General features: G+C 77.1%; 22 protein-coding genes. 17 read left to right on the forward strand and 5 right to left on the reverse strand.

Translation table 11 applies throughout. From position 1 onward, the window contains the following. Positions 1–11 precede the first annotated feature (11 nt). Both WA616_RS19655 and WA616_RS19660 read left to right on the forward strand, forming a co-directional pair. A complete protein-coding gene (locus tag WA616_RS19655) occupies positions 12–581 on the forward strand; it encodes an RNA polymerase sigma factor (RefSeq protein WP_336032662.1) in 570 nt (189 codons plus the stop codon). Beyond that, positions 571–1,734: a hypothetical protein gene (locus WA616_RS19660; RefSeq protein ID WP_336032535.1), complete on the forward strand. Its 1,164-nt coding sequence runs from the start codon at positions 571–573 to the stop codon at positions 1,732–1,734. The genes WA616_RS19655 and WA616_RS19660 overlap by 11 nt, the downstream gene beginning before the upstream one ends. Before the next feature lie 46 nt (positions 1,735–1,780). Here the strand turns inward: WA616_RS19660 and WA616_RS19665 are convergent, their stop codons facing one another. Next, complete coding sequence (locus tag WA616_RS19665; protein ID WP_336032537.1) at positions 1,781–2,956, reverse strand: HNH endonuclease signature motif containing protein; 1,176 nt, start codon at positions 2,954–2,956, stop codon at positions 1,781–1,783. 108 nt (positions 2,957–3,064) lie between these two features. Here WA616_RS19665 and WA616_RS19670 point away from each other — a divergent pair, with 108 nt between their 5' ends. The 8 genes from WA616_RS19670 to WA616_RS19705 are packed head-to-tail and all read left to right on the forward strand — an operon-like array spanning position 3,065 to position 9,410. Beyond that, positions 3,065–3,697, forward strand: coding sequence for an endonuclease (locus WA616_RS19670; protein WP_336032539.1), 633 nt, complete (start codon positions 3,065–3,067; stop codon positions 3,695–3,697). Positions 3,698–3,757: 60 nt separating this feature from the next. Beyond that, complete coding sequence (locus WA616_RS19675; protein ID WP_336032540.1) at positions 3,758–4,180, forward strand: DUF3224 domain-containing protein; 423 nt, start codon at positions 3,758–3,760, stop codon at positions 4,178–4,180. A 19-nt stretch (positions 4,181–4,199) separates the two neighbouring features. Further along, a complete protein-coding gene (locus WA616_RS19680) occupies positions 4,200–5,105 on the forward strand; it encodes an aldose 1-epimerase family protein (RefSeq protein ID WP_336032542.1) in 906 nt (301 codons plus the stop codon). 1 nt (position 5,106) lies between these two features. Further along, positions 5,107–5,811 carry an MOSC domain-containing protein gene (locus tag WA616_RS19685; protein ID WP_336032543.1) on the forward strand — a complete coding sequence of 235 codons (705 nt, stop codon included), beginning with the start codon at positions 5,107–5,109 and terminating at the stop codon, positions 5,809–5,811. A gap of 2 nt (positions 5,812–5,813) precedes the next feature. After that, the gene (locus tag WA616_RS19690; protein WP_336032664.1) at positions 5,814–6,038 is read left to right on the forward strand and encodes an RNA-binding S4 domain-containing protein; all 225 of its coding nucleotides are present in this window, start codon (positions 5,814–5,816) and stop codon (positions 6,036–6,038) included. After that, positions 6,035–7,465: an RNB domain-containing ribonuclease gene (locus tag WA616_RS19695; RefSeq protein WP_336032544.1), complete on the forward strand. Its 1,431-nt coding sequence runs from the start codon at positions 6,035–6,037 to the stop codon at positions 7,463–7,465. The genes WA616_RS19690 and WA616_RS19695 overlap by 4 nt, the downstream gene beginning before the upstream one ends. Further along, complete coding sequence (locus tag WA616_RS19700) at positions 7,462–8,652, forward strand: pyridoxal phosphate-dependent aminotransferase (protein WP_336032546.1); 1,191 nt, start codon at positions 7,462–7,464, stop codon at positions 8,650–8,652. The genes WA616_RS19695 and WA616_RS19700 overlap by 4 nt, the downstream gene beginning before the upstream one ends. Next, on the forward strand, positions 8,649–9,410 hold the full coding sequence (locus WA616_RS19705) for a nitrilase-related carbon-nitrogen hydrolase (RefSeq protein ID WP_073422112.1): 762 nt from the start codon (positions 8,649–8,651) through the stop codon (positions 9,408–9,410). The genes WA616_RS19700 and WA616_RS19705 overlap by 4 nt, the downstream gene beginning before the upstream one ends. Here the strand turns inward: WA616_RS19705 and WA616_RS19710 are convergent. Then, complete coding sequence (locus WA616_RS19710) at positions 9,407–10,582, reverse strand: PRC-barrel domain-containing protein (RefSeq protein WP_336032549.1); 1,176 nt, start codon at positions 10,580–10,582, stop codon at positions 9,407–9,409. The genes WA616_RS19705 and WA616_RS19710 overlap by 4 nt on opposite strands. Positions 10,583–10,707: 125 nt before the next feature. On the opposite strand from WA616_RS19710, the gene WA616_RS19715 reads away from it, so the two are divergent. From WA616_RS19715 to WA616_RS19725, 3 genes are all read left to right on the forward strand, one after another. Then, positions 10,708–12,357 (forward strand): CYTH and CHAD domain-containing protein, encoded by a 1,650-nt coding sequence (locus WA616_RS19715; protein ID WP_336032551.1) that lies wholly within the window; start codon positions 10,708–10,710, stop codon positions 12,355–12,357. A 151-nt stretch (positions 12,358–12,508) separates the two neighbouring features. Continuing rightward, entirely contained in the window at positions 12,509–13,711 is a 1,203-nt protein-coding gene (locus tag WA616_RS19720; protein WP_336032665.1) for a metallophosphoesterase, read from the forward strand. 82 nt (positions 13,712–13,793) lie between these two features. Next, positions 13,794–14,534 (forward strand): GntR family transcriptional regulator, encoded by a 741-nt coding sequence (locus WA616_RS19725; RefSeq protein WP_336032553.1) that lies wholly within the window; start codon positions 13,794–13,796, stop codon positions 14,532–14,534. On the opposite strand, the gene WA616_RS19730 is transcribed toward WA616_RS19725, so the two are convergent. After that, the gene (locus WA616_RS19730) at positions 14,521–15,687 is read right to left on the reverse strand and encodes a hypothetical protein (protein WP_336032555.1); all 1,167 of its coding nucleotides are present in this window, start codon (positions 15,685–15,687) and stop codon (positions 14,521–14,523) included. The genes WA616_RS19725 and WA616_RS19730 overlap by 14 nt on opposite strands. Positions 15,688–15,826: 139 nt before the next feature. Here WA616_RS19730 and WA616_RS19735 point away from each other — a divergent pair, with 139 nt between their 5' ends. The 3 genes from WA616_RS19735 (at position 15,827) to WA616_RS19745 (ending at position 17,114) form a co-directional block, all read left to right on the forward strand. After that, positions 15,827–16,267, forward strand: coding sequence for a MarR family winged helix-turn-helix transcriptional regulator (locus tag WA616_RS19735; protein WP_336032556.1), 441 nt, complete (start codon positions 15,827–15,829; stop codon positions 16,265–16,267). A 19-nt stretch (positions 16,268–16,286) separates the two neighbouring features. After that, positions 16,287–16,748 carry an SRPBCC family protein gene (locus tag WA616_RS19740; RefSeq protein ID WP_336032557.1) on the forward strand — a complete coding sequence of 154 codons (462 nt, stop codon included), beginning with the start codon at positions 16,287–16,289 and terminating at the stop codon, positions 16,746–16,748. A 96-nt stretch (positions 16,749–16,844) separates the two neighbouring features. After that, on the forward strand, positions 16,845–17,114 hold the full coding sequence (locus WA616_RS19745) for a GlsB/YeaQ/YmgE family stress response membrane protein (protein ID WP_336032559.1): 270 nt from the start codon (positions 16,845–16,847) through the stop codon (positions 17,112–17,114). 28 nt (positions 17,115–17,142) lie between these two features. On the opposite strand, the gene WA616_RS19750 is transcribed toward WA616_RS19745, so the two are convergent. Further along, complete coding sequence (locus WA616_RS19750; RefSeq protein WP_336032560.1) at positions 17,143–17,781, reverse strand: MBL fold metallo-hydrolase; 639 nt, start codon at positions 17,779–17,781, stop codon at positions 17,143–17,145. A gap of 84 nt (positions 17,782–17,865) precedes the next feature. Between WA616_RS19750 and WA616_RS19755 the strand changes: the two genes are divergently transcribed. After that, on the forward strand, positions 17,866–18,141 hold the full coding sequence (locus WA616_RS19755; RefSeq protein WP_073422120.1) for a hypothetical protein: 276 nt from the start codon (positions 17,866–17,868) through the stop codon (positions 18,139–18,141). A 48-nt stretch (positions 18,142–18,189) separates the two neighbouring features. Here the strand turns inward: WA616_RS19755 and WA616_RS19760 are convergent, their stop codons facing one another. Then, positions 18,190–18,984: an enoyl-CoA hydratase/isomerase family protein gene (locus WA616_RS19760; protein WP_336032561.1), complete on the reverse strand. Its 795-nt coding sequence runs from the start codon at positions 18,982–18,984 to the stop codon at positions 18,190–18,192. Between the last annotated feature and the right edge of the window lie 41 nt (positions 18,985–19,025).

Consider the following 19,025-nt stretch of genomic DNA (forward strand, 5'->3'; position numbering starts at 1 on the left):
GTGTGATCGCGATGCACGGGCCGCCGCCCGCCACGGACGACCCTCCCGCGACGGCGGAGGAGCGGCTGGAGGCGGCCTACCGGGCGTGCGGCACCACCGTCCTCGGCTACGCGCTGCGGCGCGCGGCCACGCGGGAGGACGCCTACGACGTCGTGGCCGAGACCTTCGCGACGGCGTGGCGCCGCCGGGCGGACCTGCCGGCCGACGCGGAGGAGCTCCGGCCGTGGCTGTTCGGTGTCGCCCGGCTGTGCCTGGCCAACGCCGCGCGCAGCAGCCGGCGGGCCGGCCGGCTGGGGGAGCGGCTGGCCGGCGCGCTCGCGGACGCCGACGTCCCGGACCCCGCCGGGCTGCACGAGGACGGGGTGCTGCGGCGCTCGGTGCGCGCGGCGCTCGACCGGCTCTCCCCGGAGGACCGGGAGCTCGTGACGCTGGTCGCCTGGGAGGGCCTGAGCCCCACCCAGGCGGCCGCCGCCCTCGGCATCGCGCCCGGCACCGCCCGGGTCCGGCTGCACCGGGCGCGCGCCCGCCTCCGCGTCCTGCTCGACCCCACCGACCCCGAGGAGGCCTGCGATGCTCGCTGACCGCGACCTGGACGCCCTGCTCGACGGCGCCGCCGGCGTGCGCGACGCCGACCTGCCGGCCCTGCCCGAGGAGCTGCTGGCCGCGGTCACGGCCGACGCCGGCCTGTCGCTGGTCGTCCCGGAGCCGGAGCCCGCCTCGGTGGTGGCCGCCCGGCAGCTCGTGGCCGACGCGCACGAGGCCCGCACCGCGCCGCGGCGGCGCCCGCGGCGGAGGACGGTCGTCCGCGTGGCCACGGCCCTGGTGGCGCTCGCCGCGGCGTGGGCGGCGGCCGTGGTCCTCGGAGCGCCACCGGAGCGCGGGGCGCCGGCCGTGCCGTCGGCGAGCGGGCCCGTCGCTCCCGGCACGCTGGCGCTCGTGGCGGCCGAGGCGGTCACCTTCCCGGTGACCGTCGAGGCGCCGCCGGAGGGGCTGGCGCCCTTCTACAGCCGGTACGGCGGCATGCCGCAGTACGGGGACGCGCCGCCCTGGTACGTGGCGGCCTACCTGCCCGTCGACCCGCAGTCCGGCGCGATCGGCCCTCCGGGCTCGGGTCAGGTGGTGCTCGGCCTCTATCCCGAGGATCCCCGCTCCTCCGACGAGTACGGATTCTCGGCCGAGGGCGAGCCGACCGGGACGGCGACCGTCGACGGCGCCGAGGCCGCGGTCTGGCGGCAGGACGGCGTCGTCGGACTGCTCTGGGAGCGCACCGACGGACGCTGGGTCTCGCTGACCGGCGAGGGCACCCGCTTCGACGTCGCCGCGCTGGTGGCGGTGGGGGAGTCGGTCGTCGACCGGCCACAGCCGGTGGGCCTGCAGTTCGGGCTGGCGCCGGCCGGCTGGTCGGTGGGTGGCTACGAGGAGAGCCGCAGCCTCGACCTGGTGAGCGACGCGGACCCCCTGCTGGCGCTGCGGCTGAGCACGGTGGGCGCGCAGTACACCGGGACGATCGACGAGCTCCTCGAGGGGATGCCGACGGCCGCGCCGACGGAGACGGTTCCCGTGCAGGGCCGCGACGGCCGGCTGGCGCTGTTCGCCGGCGACGAGGGTCAGCCACCGTTCTGGACGCTGGTCGGCCGGCTCGCGGACGGCCGCTTCTTCCGCCTGCTCGCGCCCTCCGCGCTCACCCGCGACCAGGTGCTGCAGATCGGCGAGCAGGTGACCGCCGCACCCTGACGGCGCGCAGCCCGGCACGGCCGTCCGCTCGCGGCGGACGGCCGGCTCAGGCGGGGACGAGGGGCGGTGCCCGCAACGGCGCCGGGATGGTGATCTCGGTGCCGTCGGGCCGCCAGGTGTGCCATCGCCCGTCAGCCAGGCGTTGCACGCGGAAGCCGTGATGGACCTTCGCGTGGTGGCGCTCGCACAGCAGCGCCGAGTTCTCCAGCGACGTCGGTCCGCCGTCGAGCCAGTGGACCAGGTGGTGGACGTCGCACCACCAGGTCGGGGCGCCGCAGCCGGTGAACACGCACCCACCGTCACGGACCTCCGCGGCCGTCCGGATGCCGCGGGTGGCCAGCCGGTGGTCGCGGCCGACGTCGAGGGGGACGCCGTCGGGGCCCATGACCACCCGGGCGATCGCGCCGTCGCAGGCCAGCCAGCGGGCCCGGGCGGCGGAGACCAGCGCTCCGGAGCCGAGCTGGGCGCTGCCCCGCCCGGTGGCGAGGTCCTCCGCGTCGACCTTCACCACGACCTGCGGCTTGACCCCGCGCAGCCGCGGGGTGGCACCGGTGGCCAGCGCGGTGTCGGCGAGCTGGACAGCGCCGTCGGCCAGCCGCTGCGCGCGGCTGCGGTCGTCGCCGGCGGGCCGGTCGGCCTGCACGTGCGCCTCCACCGCGGTGGAGAACCGCTCGGCACCCACGGCGTCGAGGTGCAGGTGGAAGGAGACGGTGCCGTCGGCGTGGCGGACCACCGACATGCGCCGCCCCTCGGTCGGGTCCGGCTCGGGACCGTCGGGGTCGAGGGCGTTGCAGTAGCGCTTGACGACCATCACGAGGGCGTCGTGCTCCTGCTCGATCGCCACACCGGTGAGCACCGCGTCGATCTCGCCCAAGTCCACGCCCTGCGCGGCGGCGGCGGTCAGCCGGTCCGGAGTGGTCACCTCCGCGGCCACAGCCACCTGGGCGGCGGTCACCAGCCCGGCGTCGTGCGCCTCGGCCAGCACCGGCAGGTGCGCCAGCGCGCGGCCGTTGCCGACCAGCCGGGACGCCTCCCGCCCGGACAGCCGGCAGTGCCCCCGCAACCACGACGCCATGCTCTTCAGCCCGTCCCGCTCAGCGGCGGAGGACGCCTCGGCGGCCCGCACCGCGCGGGCCAGGCGGGCGTCGATCCGGTTGCGCTCGGCGACCAGCGCGGCGACGTCGTCGAGGACGTCCCCGCCGCCGATCCCGCTCGAACACATGTACGGAGTCTAGCCGCTGCGGACGAGTCTGGCGACCCGTATCCGCAGGTCAGAGCCCTGTCCACAGATGTGCAGGAGTCCTTGACGAGGCCAGGGTGGGGAGGGGTCGTGAGCACCCGGGACACCGTCCGCGCCGTCCTCGACCAGTACGGCGCCACCTACGCCGAGGAGGCCGGCATCCGCCTCACCGACACCCCCGCGCCGCTGTGGCAGCTGCTCGTCCTCACCGAGCTGCTGTCGGCACGGATCGACGCCGGCATCGCGGTCGCCGCGGCGGCCGAGCTGCGGGAGGCCGGCCACACCACCCCCGAGCGGACCCGCGGCACCACGTGGCAGGAACGCGTCGACGCGCTGGTCCGCGGCCGCAACACCCGCTACGACGAGCGCACCGCCACCCAGCTCGGCGACGCGGCCGACCTCGTCGTCGAGCGGTACGGCGGCGACCTGCGGCGGCTCGCCCGCGAGGCCGACGGCGACCCCCGCGAGGCCGCCCGCCTGCTGCAGGAGTTCCCCGGCATCGGCGCCACCGGGGCCTCGGTCTTCCTCCGCGAGGCGCAGGCCGTCTGGCCGTGGTTGCGCCCGTACCTCGACGACCGGGTCCTCGACGGCACCCGCCGCGCGGGCCTGCCGACCGACGCGGAGGAGCCGGCCGGCCTGGTCGGCGGCGACGACCTCGCCCGCCTGGCCGCCGGTCTCGTGCGGATCACCCTGCTCCGCGACGACGAGGACCTACTGGGCTGAGGCGGCGACCGTCGGTGGCGTGCTGCAGGCTGCGCCCGACCGCACACGTCAGGAGGCCGCATGGGCACCGTCGTCCGCATCCCGTTCGAGGTCACCGGCTGGGAGCCGGAACCGCTGGACCTCGGTGGCGGGGGGCCGGTCACGTCGTCGCGGGTGACCCTGCGCAAGTCCTTCTCCGGTCCGCTGACCGGCACCAGCGTCGTGGCGATGACCGCGGTGGCCATGGGGGAGGCACCCGCCGGCTACGTGGCGGTCGAACAGGTGACGGGCACCCTCGAGGGCCGGTCCGGCAGTTTCGTCCTTCAGCACAGCGGCGTGGTCGACGGTGACCCGCAGCCCGCGACGGGGGTGGTCCTCCCCGGGACGGCGGCCGGCGACCTGGCCGGGCTGCGCGGCACCGTCGAGCTCCGGCACGACGCGGACGGCGCGGTCCTCGTCCTGGACTACGAGCTGGGCCGGGACCCTGCGGCTGTGGTGGGGTGAGCCGGTGACGATCCCGCCGATGACCGCGTGGCCCGCGACCGAGCCGGCGGAGGTGGAGCTGGTCAGCGGCGACGCCCGCCTCGCCGTCGACCTGCGCGGCGGCGGCCTGCGCGCGCTGACGGTGGGGGACCGGGCGGTCCTCGACGGCTACCCCGCCGGCGCGGTGCCGGCCGGGCGGCGCGGCGGCGTCCTGCTGCCCTGGCCCAACCGGCTGCGCGACGGGCAGTGGACGTGGGAGGGGCAGCAGCTCCAGCTCGACGTCGCCGGGCCGGGCAAGCCCGCCGCGCACGGCCTGGTCACCTGGCTGCGGTGGGAGGTGCTGGCCCGGCACTCCGACGCCGTCACGGTGGGCACCGTCGTCGAGGCGCGGCCCGGCTACCCGTTCCGGCTGGCCGCCGCCGTCGACCACGTCCTCGCCCCTGACCGGCTCACCATCACCGTCCGGGTGCGCAACGCCGGCGACCGCCCCGCGCCGTTCGGCACCGGCATGCACCCCTACCTCGCGGTCGGCGCCACGGCCGACGGCGGCATCGGCGACGCCGAGCTGACCGTCCCCGCCCGCACCGCGCTCGACCTCGACGGCGGCCTGCCCACCGGCACCCGCCGTCCCTTCGACGGCGCGATCGGCCGGATCGGCGACCGCGCCCTCGACGACGCCGTCACCGACCTCGTCCGCGACGACGACGGCTGGGCGCGGGTGCACCTGCGCGGGCCGGCCGGGACGCTGGAGCTCGCCGTCGACGGGTCGTGGCCGTGGCTGCAGGTCTACAGCGGCGACACGCTGCCCGAGGGCCAGCGCCGGCGCAGCCTCGCCGTCGAGCCGATGACCTGCCCGCCCAACGCGCTCGCCGACGGCGCGGACCTCGTCGTCCTCGCGCCGGGAGAGTCCTGGTCCGGCACCTGGACCCTCGCGTGGGGGGCCTGACGTGCGGGTGCTGGAGCTGTGGCGCTACCCGGTCAAGTCGCTGCAGGGGGAGCGGCTGGACGCCGTCGACGTCGGGACGCAGGGGCTGGCCGGTGACCGGCAGTGGGCGCTGTTCGACCGCTCGACCGGCTACGGGCTGACCGCCCGCCGCGTCCCCGACCTGCTCTTCGCCGCCGCCCGCCTGCGCGCGGACGGCGGGGTGGAGGTGGTGCTGCCCGACGGGACGGCGACCACCGACGACGACGTCCTGTCCGACTGGCTGGGCCGGCCGGTGACGCTGCGCGCGGCCGACGTCGAGCGCGGGCCCCGGCACTACGAGGCGCCCGACGACGACGAGGACGTGTGGGACGCCTTCGAGGGGGCGTCCGGCGCCTTCCACGACAGCTCGCGCATCCGCGTCTCGCTGGTCTCCACCGGCACGCTCGGCACCTGGGACCGCCGCCGGTTCCGCGCCAACGTGCTGCTCGACGGCTCCGGCGAGGACGACCTGGTGGGCAGCACCGTGCGGCTCGGCGGCGCCGTCCTCGACGTCCTCAAGCCGGTCAGCCGCTGCGTGATGGTCACCCGCCCGCAGCCCGGCGGCATCGCCCGCGACAACGGCGTCCTCAAGACCATCCACCGCGAGCGCGGCAGCATCCTCGCCGTCGGCGCGCTGGTGCCGGTGCCCGGCCGGGTGGCGGTCGGCGACGCGCTCACCCCCGCGTGAGGATGGGGGACGTGCGCACCGTCGAGCTCCGTCCCGGTGAGGACTCCATCCGCCTCGGCCAGCTGCTCAAGCTCGTCGACGCCGTGCCCACCGGCGCCCAGGTGAAGGACGTGCTGGTCACCGGCACGGTCCGGGTCAACGGCGAGCCCGAGGACCGCCGCGGCCGGCAGGTCCGGCGGGGCGACGTCGTCAGCATCGAGGGCGCCGAGGACGTCCGGGTCGCGTGAGTTCCACGTGGAACGCGGTCGTGCCGCGTTGGCCGGCCGCCGTCCCGGGCCCCGACTTCGCCGCGATCCGCGCCGAGTTCGACGTCCCGGAGGACTTCCCGCCCGCGGTGCTCGCCGAGGCCGAGCGCCTCGCCGCCGACCCGCCGATGCCGGGCGACGACGCCACCGACCTGCCGCTGGTCACCCTCGACCCGCCCGGCAGCCGCGACCTCGACCAGGCCGTCCACCTCGCGCGGGAGGACGGCGGCTACCGGGTCAGCTACGCGATCGCCGACGTCGGCGCCGTCGTCGCGCCGGGCAGCGCGCTCGACGCCGAGGCCCGCCGCCGCGGCCAGACCGTCTACGCGCCCGACCGGCGCACGCCGCTGCACCCGCCGGTGCTCAGCGAGGGCGCCGCCAGCCTGCTGCCCGGCGAGGACCGTGCCGCCGCCCTGTGGACCGTCCGGCTCGACGCCGACGGCGGGGTGCGCTCGGTCGACCTGCGCCGCGCCCGCGTGCGCAGCCGCGCCCGGCTCGCCTACCCCGACGTCCAGGCGCAGGCCGACGCGGGCACCCTGTCCGGCGCGCTGGAGCTGCTGCCCGAGCTCGGCCGGCTGCTGCGGGCGCGCGCCGCCGACCGCGGCGCCATCGAGCTCGGCTCCCCCGACCAGGAGGTCGTGCGCACCGACGGCGGCGGCTGGACGCTCGTCGCCCGCGCGCCGCTGCCCGTCGAGGGCTGGAACGCGGAGATCTCGCTGCTCACCGGCCGCGCCGCCGCCCGGCTGATGCTCGACGGCGGCGTCGGCGTCCTGCGCACGCTGCCGCAGGCGCGCCCCGAGGACGTCGAGCGGCTGCGCCGCCTCGCGCCCGCGCTCGGCGTCGACTGGCCCGCGGGCGCCGGCCCCGGCGCGGTGCTCGCCGGTCTCGACCTCGCCGACCCGCGGCACCTCGCCTTCCTCGAGGAGGCCACCGCCCTGCTGCGCGGCGCCGCCTACACGCCCTTCGACGGCGACCCGCCCGCCGATCCCGGGCACGCCGGCGTCGCCGCGCCCTACGCCCACGTCACCGCGCCGCTGCGCCGGCTGGTGGACCGCTTCGGCACCGAGGTGTGCCTGGCGCTGGCCGCCGGGCGCGAGCCGGACCCGGCCGTCCGCGCGGCGCTGCCCGAGCTGCCCGCGCTCATGACCGCCTCCGACCGGCGCACCCGGGCGGTCGAGCGGGCCGTCGTCGACGCGACCGAGGCCTGGCTGCTCGCCGGCCGCGAGGGGGAGGAGTTCGACGCCGTGGTGGTCGACGCCGACGACGACCGGGGCACCGTGGTGCTCGCCGACCCCGCGATCCGGGCGCGCTGCGCCGGCGCGGGCCTCACGGCCGGCGCGCGGGTGCGGGTGCGGCTGGCCGAGGCCGACGTCGCCCGCCGGACCGTGCGCTTCACGGTGGCGGCATGAGCGCCCCGTACCTGGCGGAGCGCCTGCAGGGCTTCGGGACGACGGTCTTCGCCGAGATGAGCGCCCTGGCGGTGGCCACCGGCTCGATCAACCTGGGCCAGGGCTTCCCCGACACCCCGGGCCCGGCGGAGGTCCTCGACGTCGCCCGCTCGGCCATCGGCACCGCGCACGACCAGTACCCGCCCGGACCCGGCACCCCGGAGCTGCGGGCGGCGATCGCGGCCCACGTCGCGCGCTTCCGCGGCCTGGCGTACGACCCCGACACCGAGGTGCTGGTCACCGCGGGCGCCACCGAGGCGCTCACCGCCGCGATGCTCGCGCTGGTCGAGCCCGGCGACGAGGTCGTGGTCTTCGAGCCGGTCTACGACAGCTACGCCGCGGCGGTCGCCATGGCCGGCGGCGTGCTGCGCCCGGTGCCGCTCACCCCGCCCCCGGCCGACACCGACGGCGCGGTGTGGACGTTCGACCCCGCCGACCTGCGCGCCGCCGTCACCCCGCGGGCGAGGCTCCTGCTGCTCAACACCCCGCACAACCCCACCGGCAAGGTGTTCCGCCGCGAGGAGCTCGACGCCGTCGCCGAGGTCGTCCTCACCGCCGGCCTGCTCCTGGTCACCGACGAGGTCTACGAGCACCTCGTCTTCGCCGGCGCGGAGCACGTCTCGCCGGCGACCCTCCCGGGCCTGCGCGAGCGGACGCTGGTGGTCGGCAGCGGCGGCAAGACGTTCAGCACCACCGGCTGGAAGGTGGGCTGGACCTGCGGGCCGGCGCCGCTGGTGGCCGCCGTCCGCACCGCCAAGCAGTTCCTCACCTACGTCAACGCCGGGCCGTTCCAGCCGGCGATCGCCGCGGGGCTCGTCCTGCCCGACGCCTACTTCACCGGGATCGCCGCCGACCTGCAGCGGCGCCGGGACGTCCTGGTGGGCGGGCTCCGGGAGGCGGGGCTGCCGACCATCAGCCCGGAGGCCACCTACTTCGCCACGGTCGACGTCCGCGGGATCGCCGACGACGACGGCCTGGCCTTCTGCCGGGAGCTGCCGCACCGGGCGGGGGTGGTCGCCGTGCCGGCCGGGGTGTTCTGGACGGCGGAGCACGCGGACCTCGGCCGGCACCTGGTCCGGTTCGCCTTCTGCAAGCGCGACGAGGTGCTCACCGAGGCCGTGCACCGACTGACCAGGATGGGTCCATGAGGTTCGGGGTGGTCCAGCACGACATCGTCTGGGAGGACCGGGAGGCGAACTACGCCCGGCTCGCCCCCCAGGTCGCCCGCGCGGCCGCCGCCGGCGCGGAGTTCGTGCTGCTCAGCGAGACGTTCTCCACCGGCTTCTCCATGACACCGGGCATCGGCGAGCCCGAGGACGGCCCGTCGGCGTCGTTCCTGCGGGCGCAGGCCGCCGAGCACGGCGTCTGGGTGGCCGGCAGCTGCCCGGAGATCGCCCCGGGCGGTGACCTGCCGTTCAACTCCCTCGTCCTGGCCGGTCCGGACGGGCAGGTGCACCGCTACCGCAAGCTGCACCCGTTCACCCACGGCGGGGAGGCCGAGCGGTTCCGCGCCGGGGAGGCGCCGGTGACGGTGGACGTCGGCGGTCTGCGGGTCACGCCGTTCATCTGCTACGACCTGCGCTTCGCCGACGTCTTCTGGGCCGCCGCCGAGCAGACCGACGTCTACCTCGTGACGGCGAACTGGCCCGCCCCGCGCCGTCACCACTGGACGACGCTGCTGCGGGCCCGGGCCATCGAGAACCAGGCCTACGTGGTGGCCTGCAACCGCGTGGGCACCGGCGGCGACGGGCTCGAGCACGCCGGCGACAGCCAGGTGGTCAGCCCGATGGGCGACCTCCTGGCCACCGCCGCGGGTGGGGAGACGCTCGTGCTCGCCGACGTCGACGCCGCCGAGGTCGCCGCCACCCGCGCGCGGTTCGCCTTCCTGGCCGACCGCCGCGGCTAGCGCGGCGGGGCCTGGCCGGCCTGCGGGACCGGGCTGATCTGCTGGGTCCGGTCGGCCGGCGGGACGGAGCCGATCTGCTGGGTCCGGTCCGCGGGGGCCGGGCCTGGCTGCGCGGTCCCGGTCTGCGCCGTCCCGGTCTGCGCGGTCCCGGTCTGCGCCGTGCCCGCGTGCCGTGCCGGCGTCTCGTCGACGACGATCTGCTCGCGCTGCACCTGCTCGGTGATGCGCTCGTGGCCCTGCACGAGCTCGGTGCGCAGCCGCACCCGCTCGACCGGCACGACCTCGACGGTGACGACCGGCCGCTCGGCGTGCAGCACGATCTCGTCGGGCACGCCGGCGAGTCCGCCGCCGACCTGACCGCCGCTGCCGACCCCGCCACCCGTGGCGCCCCCGGTCACCCCGTCCCCCGTGCCGGTACCGCCCGGGACCCCGGCCGGGACGAGCGACTCGCCGGGCCCCGTGTCGGGCGCGTCGAACGGCACCTCCTCGATCCGGATCTCCTCGCGCCGGATCGGGACGGTCACCTGCACCTCCTCGGTGACCACGTACTTCACGACGCGCACGCGCGTGGCGGCGACCTGCTCGGTGCCCACCCGCACCTGCTCCTCGCTGCGGGTCATCGCCCCGTCGGAGTGCTGCGGGACCGGCGGCGCGGCCTGCTCGGTGGTGGTGCGGACGTCGGACGCCGGCGGCGGCACCGGGCGGGTGCCCGGGTCGGTCGCGGGTCCGGGGACCAGGCCCGCGGCCCCGGCGCTCGCCCCCGAGGCCGCGGCGGTGCCGGCGGTCCCGGCGACCCCCTGCGCGGGCGCCTGGGCCGTCGTCGTGCCGGTCGTCGTCCCGGCCTCCGTACCCGTCCCGGCGCCCGTCCCGATCCCGTAGTGGCGGCGCAGGTCCGCCTCCTCCTCGGGGCTCAGGTGGTCTCCGTGCACGGCGGGCGCGTGGCGCACCGCCTCCTTGCCCACGGGGACCTGCAGCATCCCGTCGGCGAAGACGGCCTCGGTGGCCGGCACGACCGAGTGGCGGGTCCCGAAGAGGCCGGTGCTCACGGCCACCCAGGTCGGTGCGCCGGTGCGGTCGTCGACGAAGAAGCTCTCGACGGTGCCGATCTTCTCGCCGTCCGGTCCGTGGGCCGTGCTCCCGATCGCCGCCGACAGGTCTCGCTCGCTCAACACGGTGCTCGCCTCCTCCGCACGCCTGCTCTGGCGTCCTCGGGCGGGAGAGTGCCCGGTGCCGTGTGTCCCGACACGCGGCCGACGCCTACGGTCTGTACGGGAGAAGGCCACCTGAGGAGGACGACGTGGGCAGCGGCAAGCTCGAGGTCGAGCGGAAGTTCGAGGCGGGGCCGGACGTCGTGCTGCCGGACCTGACCGGGGTCGGCCGCGGCGTCGTCACCGTGGGTGACCCGGTGACGCACGACCTGGACGCCACCTACTACGACACCCCGGACCTCCGGCTGCTCCGCGCGCGGATCACGCTGCGTCGCCGCACCGGCGGCACCGACGCCGGCTGGCACCTCAAGCTGCCGACCGCCGTCGCCGGGTCGCGCCGCGAGGTGCACGCGCCGCTGGGCACCCGCCGCACGGTCGTGCCGCGCGCCGTCACCGAGCCGGTGACCGCCGTCCTGCGCGGGGCGCGGCCCGAGCCGGTCGCCACCCTGCAGACCACCCGCCAGGTCACCGAGCTGCTCGACGCCGACGGCCGGGTGCTCGCCGAGGTCGCCGTCGACACCGTCACCGGCACCGCGATGGCGCCCGACCCGGGCTCACCTGCCGAGGTGACCACGTGGCGCGAGATCGAGGCGGAGCTCGTCGACGGCGACCCGGAGCTGCTCGACGCCGTCGCCGACGCCCTGGTCGCCGGGGGCATCCGGCCGTCGGACTCGCCGTCGAAGCTCTCGCGCGTCCTGGCGGGCCGGCTGGCGGCCGCCACGCCGGCCGCCGCCCCCGCGCCCGCCCCCGAGGCCCCCGGGGGCAAGGCCAAGGCCAAGGGCAAGGGGAAGAAGGGCAAGAAGGCGAAGGGCAAGGGGGAGGACGACGCCGCGGCCGCGCGTACGGCGGGCGACGTCATCCTCGCCGCGCTGCGCGCCCAGGTCGAGGCGCTGCAGGTCGCCGACATCGGCGTGCGCACCGGCGACCCGGAGGGCGTGCACGACCTGCGGGTGGCCTGCCGGCGGCTGCGCAGCATCCTCGCGGCCTTCCGCACCGTCCTCGACCGCACCGCCACCGACCCGGTCCGCGACGAGCTGCAGTGGATCGGCGGCGCGCTCTCCGGCGCCCGCGACGGCGAGGTGGCGCTGGAGCACCTGCGTGCCGTCGTCGCCGCCCAGCCGGTCGAGCTGGTCCGCGGTCCCGTGTCGGCCCGCCTGCGGTCCACCGAGGTGGCCGACGTCGAGCGCGGCCGCAAGGCCGCGATCCGCGCGCTGTCGGACAAGCGGCACCTCGCCCTGCTCGACGCCCTCGACGGCCTGCTCGCCGACCCGCCGCTGGCCGGGGCCGCGGGCGAGCCGGCCCGCGCGGTGCTCGCCGACGCCGTCGAGCGCACGGGCAAGCGGCTCACCGCCCGCATCGACGAGGCCCGCGACCGCGAGGCCGTGGACCCCGGCGCCCACGAGGAGGAGACCGAGCACGCCCTGCACGAGGCGCGCAAGGCCGCCAAGCGGGTCCGCTACACCGCCGAGGTCGCCGCCCCGGTGCTCGGCGCGCCGGCCGAGGCCCTGGTGCGGTGCATGAAGGACGTGCAGGACGTCCTCGGCGAGGCCCAGGACACCGTGGTCACGCGGATGTGGTGCCTGCGGCTGGCCGCCGCCGCCGTCGGCGCGGGCGAGGACACCTTCACCTACGGCCGGCTGCACGGTCTCGAGGAGGCCCGCGCGGAGCACGCCGACCAGGCCTTCTGGGCGCTGGAGCCGACGCTGCGCGACGCCGTCCGCGCCGCCGCGCGGGCCTGAGCACGATCGGCCGGCCGGCCCGCGCGGGAACGCCGCGGGCCGGCCGGTCGTCTCCCTGGCCGGGCACGTCCGCCCCGCCGTCCCCCGCGAAGCGAGGTCCGTCCTGTCCCTGATCGCCCTGCTCGGGTTCGGCACCGTCGTCCTCGTGGCGATGCTCCTGCTGCACGGCTACCTGTGGTGGCGGCTGGTCCGCAGCACCACGCGGCCGGGCCGGGTGCGCCGGGCGCTCACCTGGGTCACGGTCCTGCTCGCCCTCTTCCCGGCCGCCGCCGTGCTGACCCGCCGCGACCTGTCGCTGTCGGCGCAGGCGCCGCTGGCCTGGGTCGGCTTCACGTGGCTGGGCGTCGCCTTCTACGCCTTCCTCGCGCTGCTGGCGCTGGAACCGGTGCGCTGGCTCCTGGACAGGCGCACGAGGCCGGCCGTTGCTGCGGAACCCGCCCGGGAGCCGGCGACCGTGCCCGCTGCCCCCGCGCCGCCCCCGCCGGCCGCGGAGCCGCAGGCCGGACCCCCCGATCCCTCGCGGCGGTTGTTCCTCGCCCGCTCGCTGGCCGTCACCGCCGGTGCCGTGGCCCTGGGCACCGCCGGCACCGGCGCGTACTTCGCCAACTCCCCGCCGGTCGTGCGCCGGGTGCCGGTGACCCTGCCGCGGCTGGACCCGGCCCTCGACGGGCTGCGCGTCGTCACCTTCTCCGACGGCCACCTGTCGGCCACCTACGGCGGCCGGCGCTTCGAGCGGCTGGTGGAGATCGTCAACGAGCAGCGGCCCGACGTCGTGGCGATCGTCGGCGACCTGGTCGACGGCGAGGTCGACGAGCTGCGCCGGGACGTCGCCCCGCTGGCCGACCTGGTCAGCGAGCAGGGCGTCTTCTTCGTCACCGGCAACCACGAGTACTTCGTCGACACCACCGCCTGGCTGCGGCACCTGCCCACCCTCGGCGTCGAGGTGCTGCGCAACGAGCGGGTGCCGATCACCCGCGGTGGCGCCTCGTTCGACCTGGCCGGCATCGACGACCGCACGGCCGCCGGCTCCGGCGTCCCCGGGCACGGCGCCGACCTCGACGCCGCCCTCGACGGCCGCGACGACGCGACGCCGGTCGTGCTGCTGGCCCACCAGCCGGTGCAGGTGGAGCAGGCGCGGGCGGCGGGCGTCGACCTGCAGCTGTCCGGGCACACCCACGGCGGGCAGCTGTGGCCCTTCGACTACGCGATCCGGCTCGACCAGCCCGCCGTCGAGGGCCTCTCGCGGCACGGCGACACCCAGCTGTACGTGACCTCCGGCGCCGGCTACTGGGGACCGCCGATGCGGGTGGGCGCCCGCCCCGAGGTCACCGTCGTCGAGCTGCGGGCGCCCTGAGCAGCCCGGATCTCACCCGGGCGGGAGACGTCTCATACGACATGACGTCCGCAGACGTCTTCCTCCGCATACCCTGGCGGTCGTGACGGCAGCGGCGGCGGGACCGAAGTACCTCTCGGTCCGGGAGCACCTCCGGCGCCGGGTCGCGGCGATGCCGGAGGGGGCGCTGCTGCCCCCGGAGCCCGCGCTGTGCGCCGAGTACGGGGTCAGCCGGATCACGCTGCGCCGGGCGGTCGACGGGCTGGTGGCCGACGGGCACCTCGTGCGCGAGCAGGGCCGCGGCACCTACGTCACCCGCCCGGCCATCCGGCACGAGTACCGCGAGAGCTTCGTCCACCGGATCGCCGGCTGGAGCTCGCTCATGGCCGAGCAGGGCGCGCAGGTGGGCACCACGGTCCTGCAGCAGCGCGTCGTCCCGGCGCCGCGGACGGTCGCCACCGAGCTCGCCCTCGACGTCGCCGCGGACGTCGTCGAGCTCGAGCGGCTGCGCAGCGTGGACGGCGCCCCGAACCACGTGGCGCACAGCTTCCTGCCCGCCGACCGGTACCCGAAGGTCGCCGTCGAGGACTTCACCGAGGGCTCGCTGTACGAGTTCCTGCGGCGCGAGTACGGCGCCGACCTCGCCCACGCGCGGATCGTCGTCGACGTCGGCACCGCGGCCCCCGACGAGGCCGACCTGCTGCGGATCGCCGCCGGCTCGCCGCTGCTCGTCGTCCGCACCACCGTGCGCGACAGCTCCGGCCACCCGCTGGTGCACTCCTTCTCCCGGCTGCGCCCCGACGTGAGCCAGGTCGAGTTCGAGGTCTCGGTCACCGGCCGCTGAGCGCCGTGAGGCGCGGTTCGAGGTCCAGCACCATCCGCACGAACCGCGCCCGCTGGGCCGCGTACGCCAGCAGCTCGTCGGTCACCGGCCGGTACAGCACGTGCAGCGGCATCCCGGTGCACGGGTAGCGCAGCAGCGCGGCCAGCAGGACGGCGGTCTCGAGCTCCGCGGGGGACACCGTCACGCCCTCGGCGGCCAGGCCGCGGGCGTGGGCGGCGACCGCCGGGCCCAGCAGGCCGGGCACCTCGCCGGGCGCCCCGGCCCCGCACTCGGCCCGCCCGAACAGCAGCGGCACCAGGTCGAAACCGGCGGGCGCCGGGCCGGTCATCGCCCAGTCGACCAGCACGAACGTGTCCGGCGCCGCGGCGGGCCGGAGCAGGTTCATCGGCGTCGCGTCCCCGTGCGCGGGCAGCACCGGCAGCGGGGCGAGGCCGGCGTGCACCTCGGTCACCCGGCGGGCCAGCGCGCAGACCTCCTCCCGGAGCGCCACCACCTCGGCCACCTGCATCACCGGCGCGGCCCAGGTGGCGTCGTCGAGCAGCCACGGCACCGCCCAGCGGCCGAGCTGGTCGTCGCGGTAGCCGGTCAGGAAGTCGCCGGTGGGCATCGGCGGCACGGGGTGGTGCCGACGGCGGGCGGCGAGCCGGCCCAGGAGCTCCGCGGCGCGGAGGGTGTCGGCCTCGGTCCACGGGGCGTCGAGCGGGTCGGCGTCCTCGAGCCACAGGGTCAACCGGTCGCCGGGGTGCTCCTGCACGTGCACCACGGCCGGCGGGCGCAGGCCCGGCGGGGACAGCGCGGCGACGCCGTCGACGAGGACGTCGGCCTCCAGCCGCCAGGGGATGATCCCGTCGAGCCGGGCCCGTTCATGGTCGGGCATCTCCGGCGGGAGGCCGTACCGGGCGGCCTGCAGCTCCTTGGCCACCAGGCGCAGCACCACCGGCCGCCCGTCGCCGCCGCAGCCCGCGACGGCGACCCGGGTGAGCGCCCGCGTGGACGGCGCGGTGATGCGGTGGGCGATCGGGGCACCGCTGACCCGGTCGACGGTCAGCCCCGGGTCACCCACCCAGCGGCGCAGGGCCGGCAGCAGCTCCTCGACGGTCGCGCCGCCGGGCAGCGCGGTCACCGGCAGCCCGGTCACCGGCAGCGCGGTCACCGGGGGCGCCGGGGACCGGGGCGGTGCGGGCGGCGGGGGTGCAGCGGCCGGAACAGGGCCAGCCAGGGGGAGGTCGTCATCGCGGGCTCCGTGGGAGGATGGTCAAGCCGCTTGTCTGACAGGGAGATGGTGAAGCACCTTGACGGAATCCGTCAACGGGGACGACGGCCCCCTCGTGGTCGTCCTGCTCGAGCACGCCATCCACCGGATCCGCGCCGAGCTGTACGCCCTGAGCGACGAGTCCTTCCCCGGCCTGCGCACGCGGCACTACCGCCTGCTGTCCATGGTCCCGCCGGGCGGCGAGCGGCTGAGCCGGATGGCGACCACGAGCGGGCTGACCAAGCAGGCGCTCGCGCAGGCCCTGCAGCCGCTCGAGGACGGTGGCTACGTCGAGGTGGCCCCCGACCCCACCGACGGACGGGCCCGCCTCGTCCGGCTCACCGGCCGCGGCCGGCAGGTCAACGACACCGTCCGCGCGCACCTCGACGCGATCGAGCGCGAGTGGGCCGGCCGGGTGGGGGAGGAGCGCTACGCCGTCGCCCGCGCCGTGCTCGCCGACCTCACGCCGGGGCCCGCGTGAACGCGGCTACCGTCGGGGTGTGACCACGGCGAGCGGGACCCGCGAGGTGGCCGCGCCGCGCAGCCGCGTCTGGCGGGCGCTGGCAGTGCTCGAGCCCTACTGCGCCGTGTGCGACGTCTCCTACGTCGTCGACGGGGAGGGGTCGGGTCGCGGCACCCGGTTCGTCTGCGTGCCCGGGCAGCTCGCCGGCGACCAGCGGCCCCGCGAGGGCGCGCCGCGCGGCGAGATCGTCGAGTGGGAGCCCGAGCGGGTGGTGGCCACCCGGCTGGAGCTCACCCCCGAGACCTGGACGACGCGGATCGAGCTGGCCGACGCCGGCGACGGCGGCACCCGGGTGACCATCACGCTCACCCACGCCCCCCGGCGCGTGCGGCTGGCCGACCGGTTCACCCGCTCGGCCCTGCAGCGCATGGTGCAGCAGACCGTCGACGGCGAGCTGGACAAGCTGCCGGCCCACGTGGAGCAGGTCACCACCGGGTGAACCGGCCGCCCCGTGTGTGTGCGGGGTGATCTTGCGGGTAGTGATCTCCCCGGCCAGGACGCCGTCCGGCGTCCGCAGGACACAAGGGAGACAGACGTGCAGATCCTCGGTCTGATCGTGGTGGGCCTGATCATCGGTGCGCTCGCACGCCTCATCAAGCCCGGCCGTCAGCGGCTGAGCATCGTCGCCACGCTGCTGCTCGGCGTCGTCGGCGCCCTCATCGGCGGCGTCGTCGCGAGCCTGCTCGGCACCGGCGACATCTTCGAGCTCAACGTCATCGGCTTCATCGTCGCGGTGATCGCGGCCGTACTGCTCATCGGCGTCGCCGAGAGCCTCTCGGGCGGCCGCAACCGCGCCGTCCGCTGACCCCGGGCCGGGGGAGCCGGGCGGGCGCTCAGAGCCCGACCGACTCCCCCGGCGCCAGCCGGGCGTACGGCGTGGGCGTGCCCGGTCCCCGCTCGCCGAGGAGCCCGGCCACCACGCCGAGCCCGGTGTCGTTGAGCAGGCCGTCGTGCACGGCGAAGGCCCGCTCCGCCCCCACGGCGCGGACGTAGTCGACCACCTCCGCCGTCTTCGACCAGGGCGCGTGCAGCGGCAGCAGCAGCGCCGGCACCGGGGCGTCGGGCACGGTGAACGCGTCGCCGGGGTGGAAGACCCGGCCCGCCACCAGGAAGCCGACGTTCCGCACCCTGGGCAGCTCCGGGTGGATCACCGCGTGCCACTCGCCGTGCACCTGCACGTCGAAGCCGGCCACGGTCACCGCGTCGCCGTGGCCCACCGCGTGCACCCGCCCGCCGAGGCCCTCCAGCTGCCCGGCGACGGACGGGTTCGTCCACACCTCCAGCGCGGGGTCGGCGTCGAGCGCCGCCCGCAGCCGGTCGCCCACGAAGTGGTCCGGGTGCTCGTGCGTCACCAGCACCGCCGTCGCGCCGTCGAGCGCCGCCGGGTCGGTGAAGGCGCCCGGGTCGACGACGAGCCGCCGGCCGTCGTCCTCCAGCACCACGCAGGCGTGCCCGTGCTTCGTCAGCTGCATGCCGGCATCCTGCACCTCACCCGGAGGGGGGAGGGGAGCGCGCCCCGGCTGGCGCGCGGCCGCGGGGCTGCCGACCTCTCCGGCATGGCCCCCACCACCGCCGCCGGAAGCACCGCCCGCACCGCCGCCGCGACCGCCCCCACGCCGTTCGCGGCCACGACGTACGCCGCCGCCCGCAGCCGGGCGCACGGCCCGACCGCGGCCCTCTGGCACGCCGTCGAGCTGCACCGGCCCGCCGCCGAGGTGGACGGCGCCTGCGAGCTCAGCCTGTGCGGCAGCCTCGCCCGCGTGGCCGTGGACGAGCCGTGGCCGCCCACGACCAGCGACGTCTGCGGCGCCTGCACCACCCTGGCCCGCTGAGCTCCCGAGCCCGCTGAGCCCGCGAGCCCGCGAGGCTCCTGGGCCCGGTCAGCTCCCGGTGAACCGGGGCGCGCGCTTGGCCAGGAAGGCCTCGACCGCCTCGGAGTGGTCCGCCGTCGACCCCAGCGCCGTCTGCAGCCGCGCCTCGTGCGCCAGCGTCTGCTCCAGCGAGTCGGTGGGCGCGGTGGCCAGCACCGTCTTCACCGCCCGGTAGGCCGCCGTCGGGCCGGCAGCCAGCCGCTCGGCCAGCGCCCGCGCCTCCGCGGCGACCTCGCCGGGGTCGACCACCCGGTGCACCAGGCCCCACTGCAGCGCGGTCTCGGCCGTGAACGGGTCGGGCAGCAGCAGCAGCTCGGTGGCCCGCCCGACGCCCACGGTGTGCACCAGCCGGGCGGCCAGCGCCGAGTCGCTGCCCAGGCCCACGCCGGTGAACGCGGTGGTGAACTTCGCGCCGGCGGCGGCGACCCGCAGGTCGCCGGCCATCGCCAGGCCCAGGCCCGCCCCGGCGCACGCGCCGTTGATGCCGACGACGACCGGCACGCGCAGCGCCGACAGCGCCAGCACCAGCGGGTTGTACTCGTCCTCGACCACCCGCAGCGACGACGCGGCGTCCCCGCGCAGGGACTCGACGTGCTCGGCGAGGTCCTGGCCGACGGAGAACGCGCGCCCCGTGCCGGTGAGCAGCACCGCCCGCACCGAATCGTCGCCGGCGATGCCCCGCACCACCTCGAGCAGCTCGCGGCGCAGCGCGCGGGAGATCCCCGACTGCTGGAGCGTCACCGTCGCGACGCCGCCGGCGTCCTCGCGGGTCACGGTCGTGGTGGCGGTCGTCGTCTCTGACATGCCGGTCACCCTGCCACGGGCGCGAGCGGCCGCGGGGGCCT

The organism is Geodermatophilus sp. FMUSA9-8, from assembly GCF_037034165.1.
GTDB classification, from domain to species: domain Bacteria; phylum Actinomycetota; class Actinomycetes; order Mycobacteriales; family Geodermatophilaceae; genus Geodermatophilus; species Geodermatophilus nigrescens.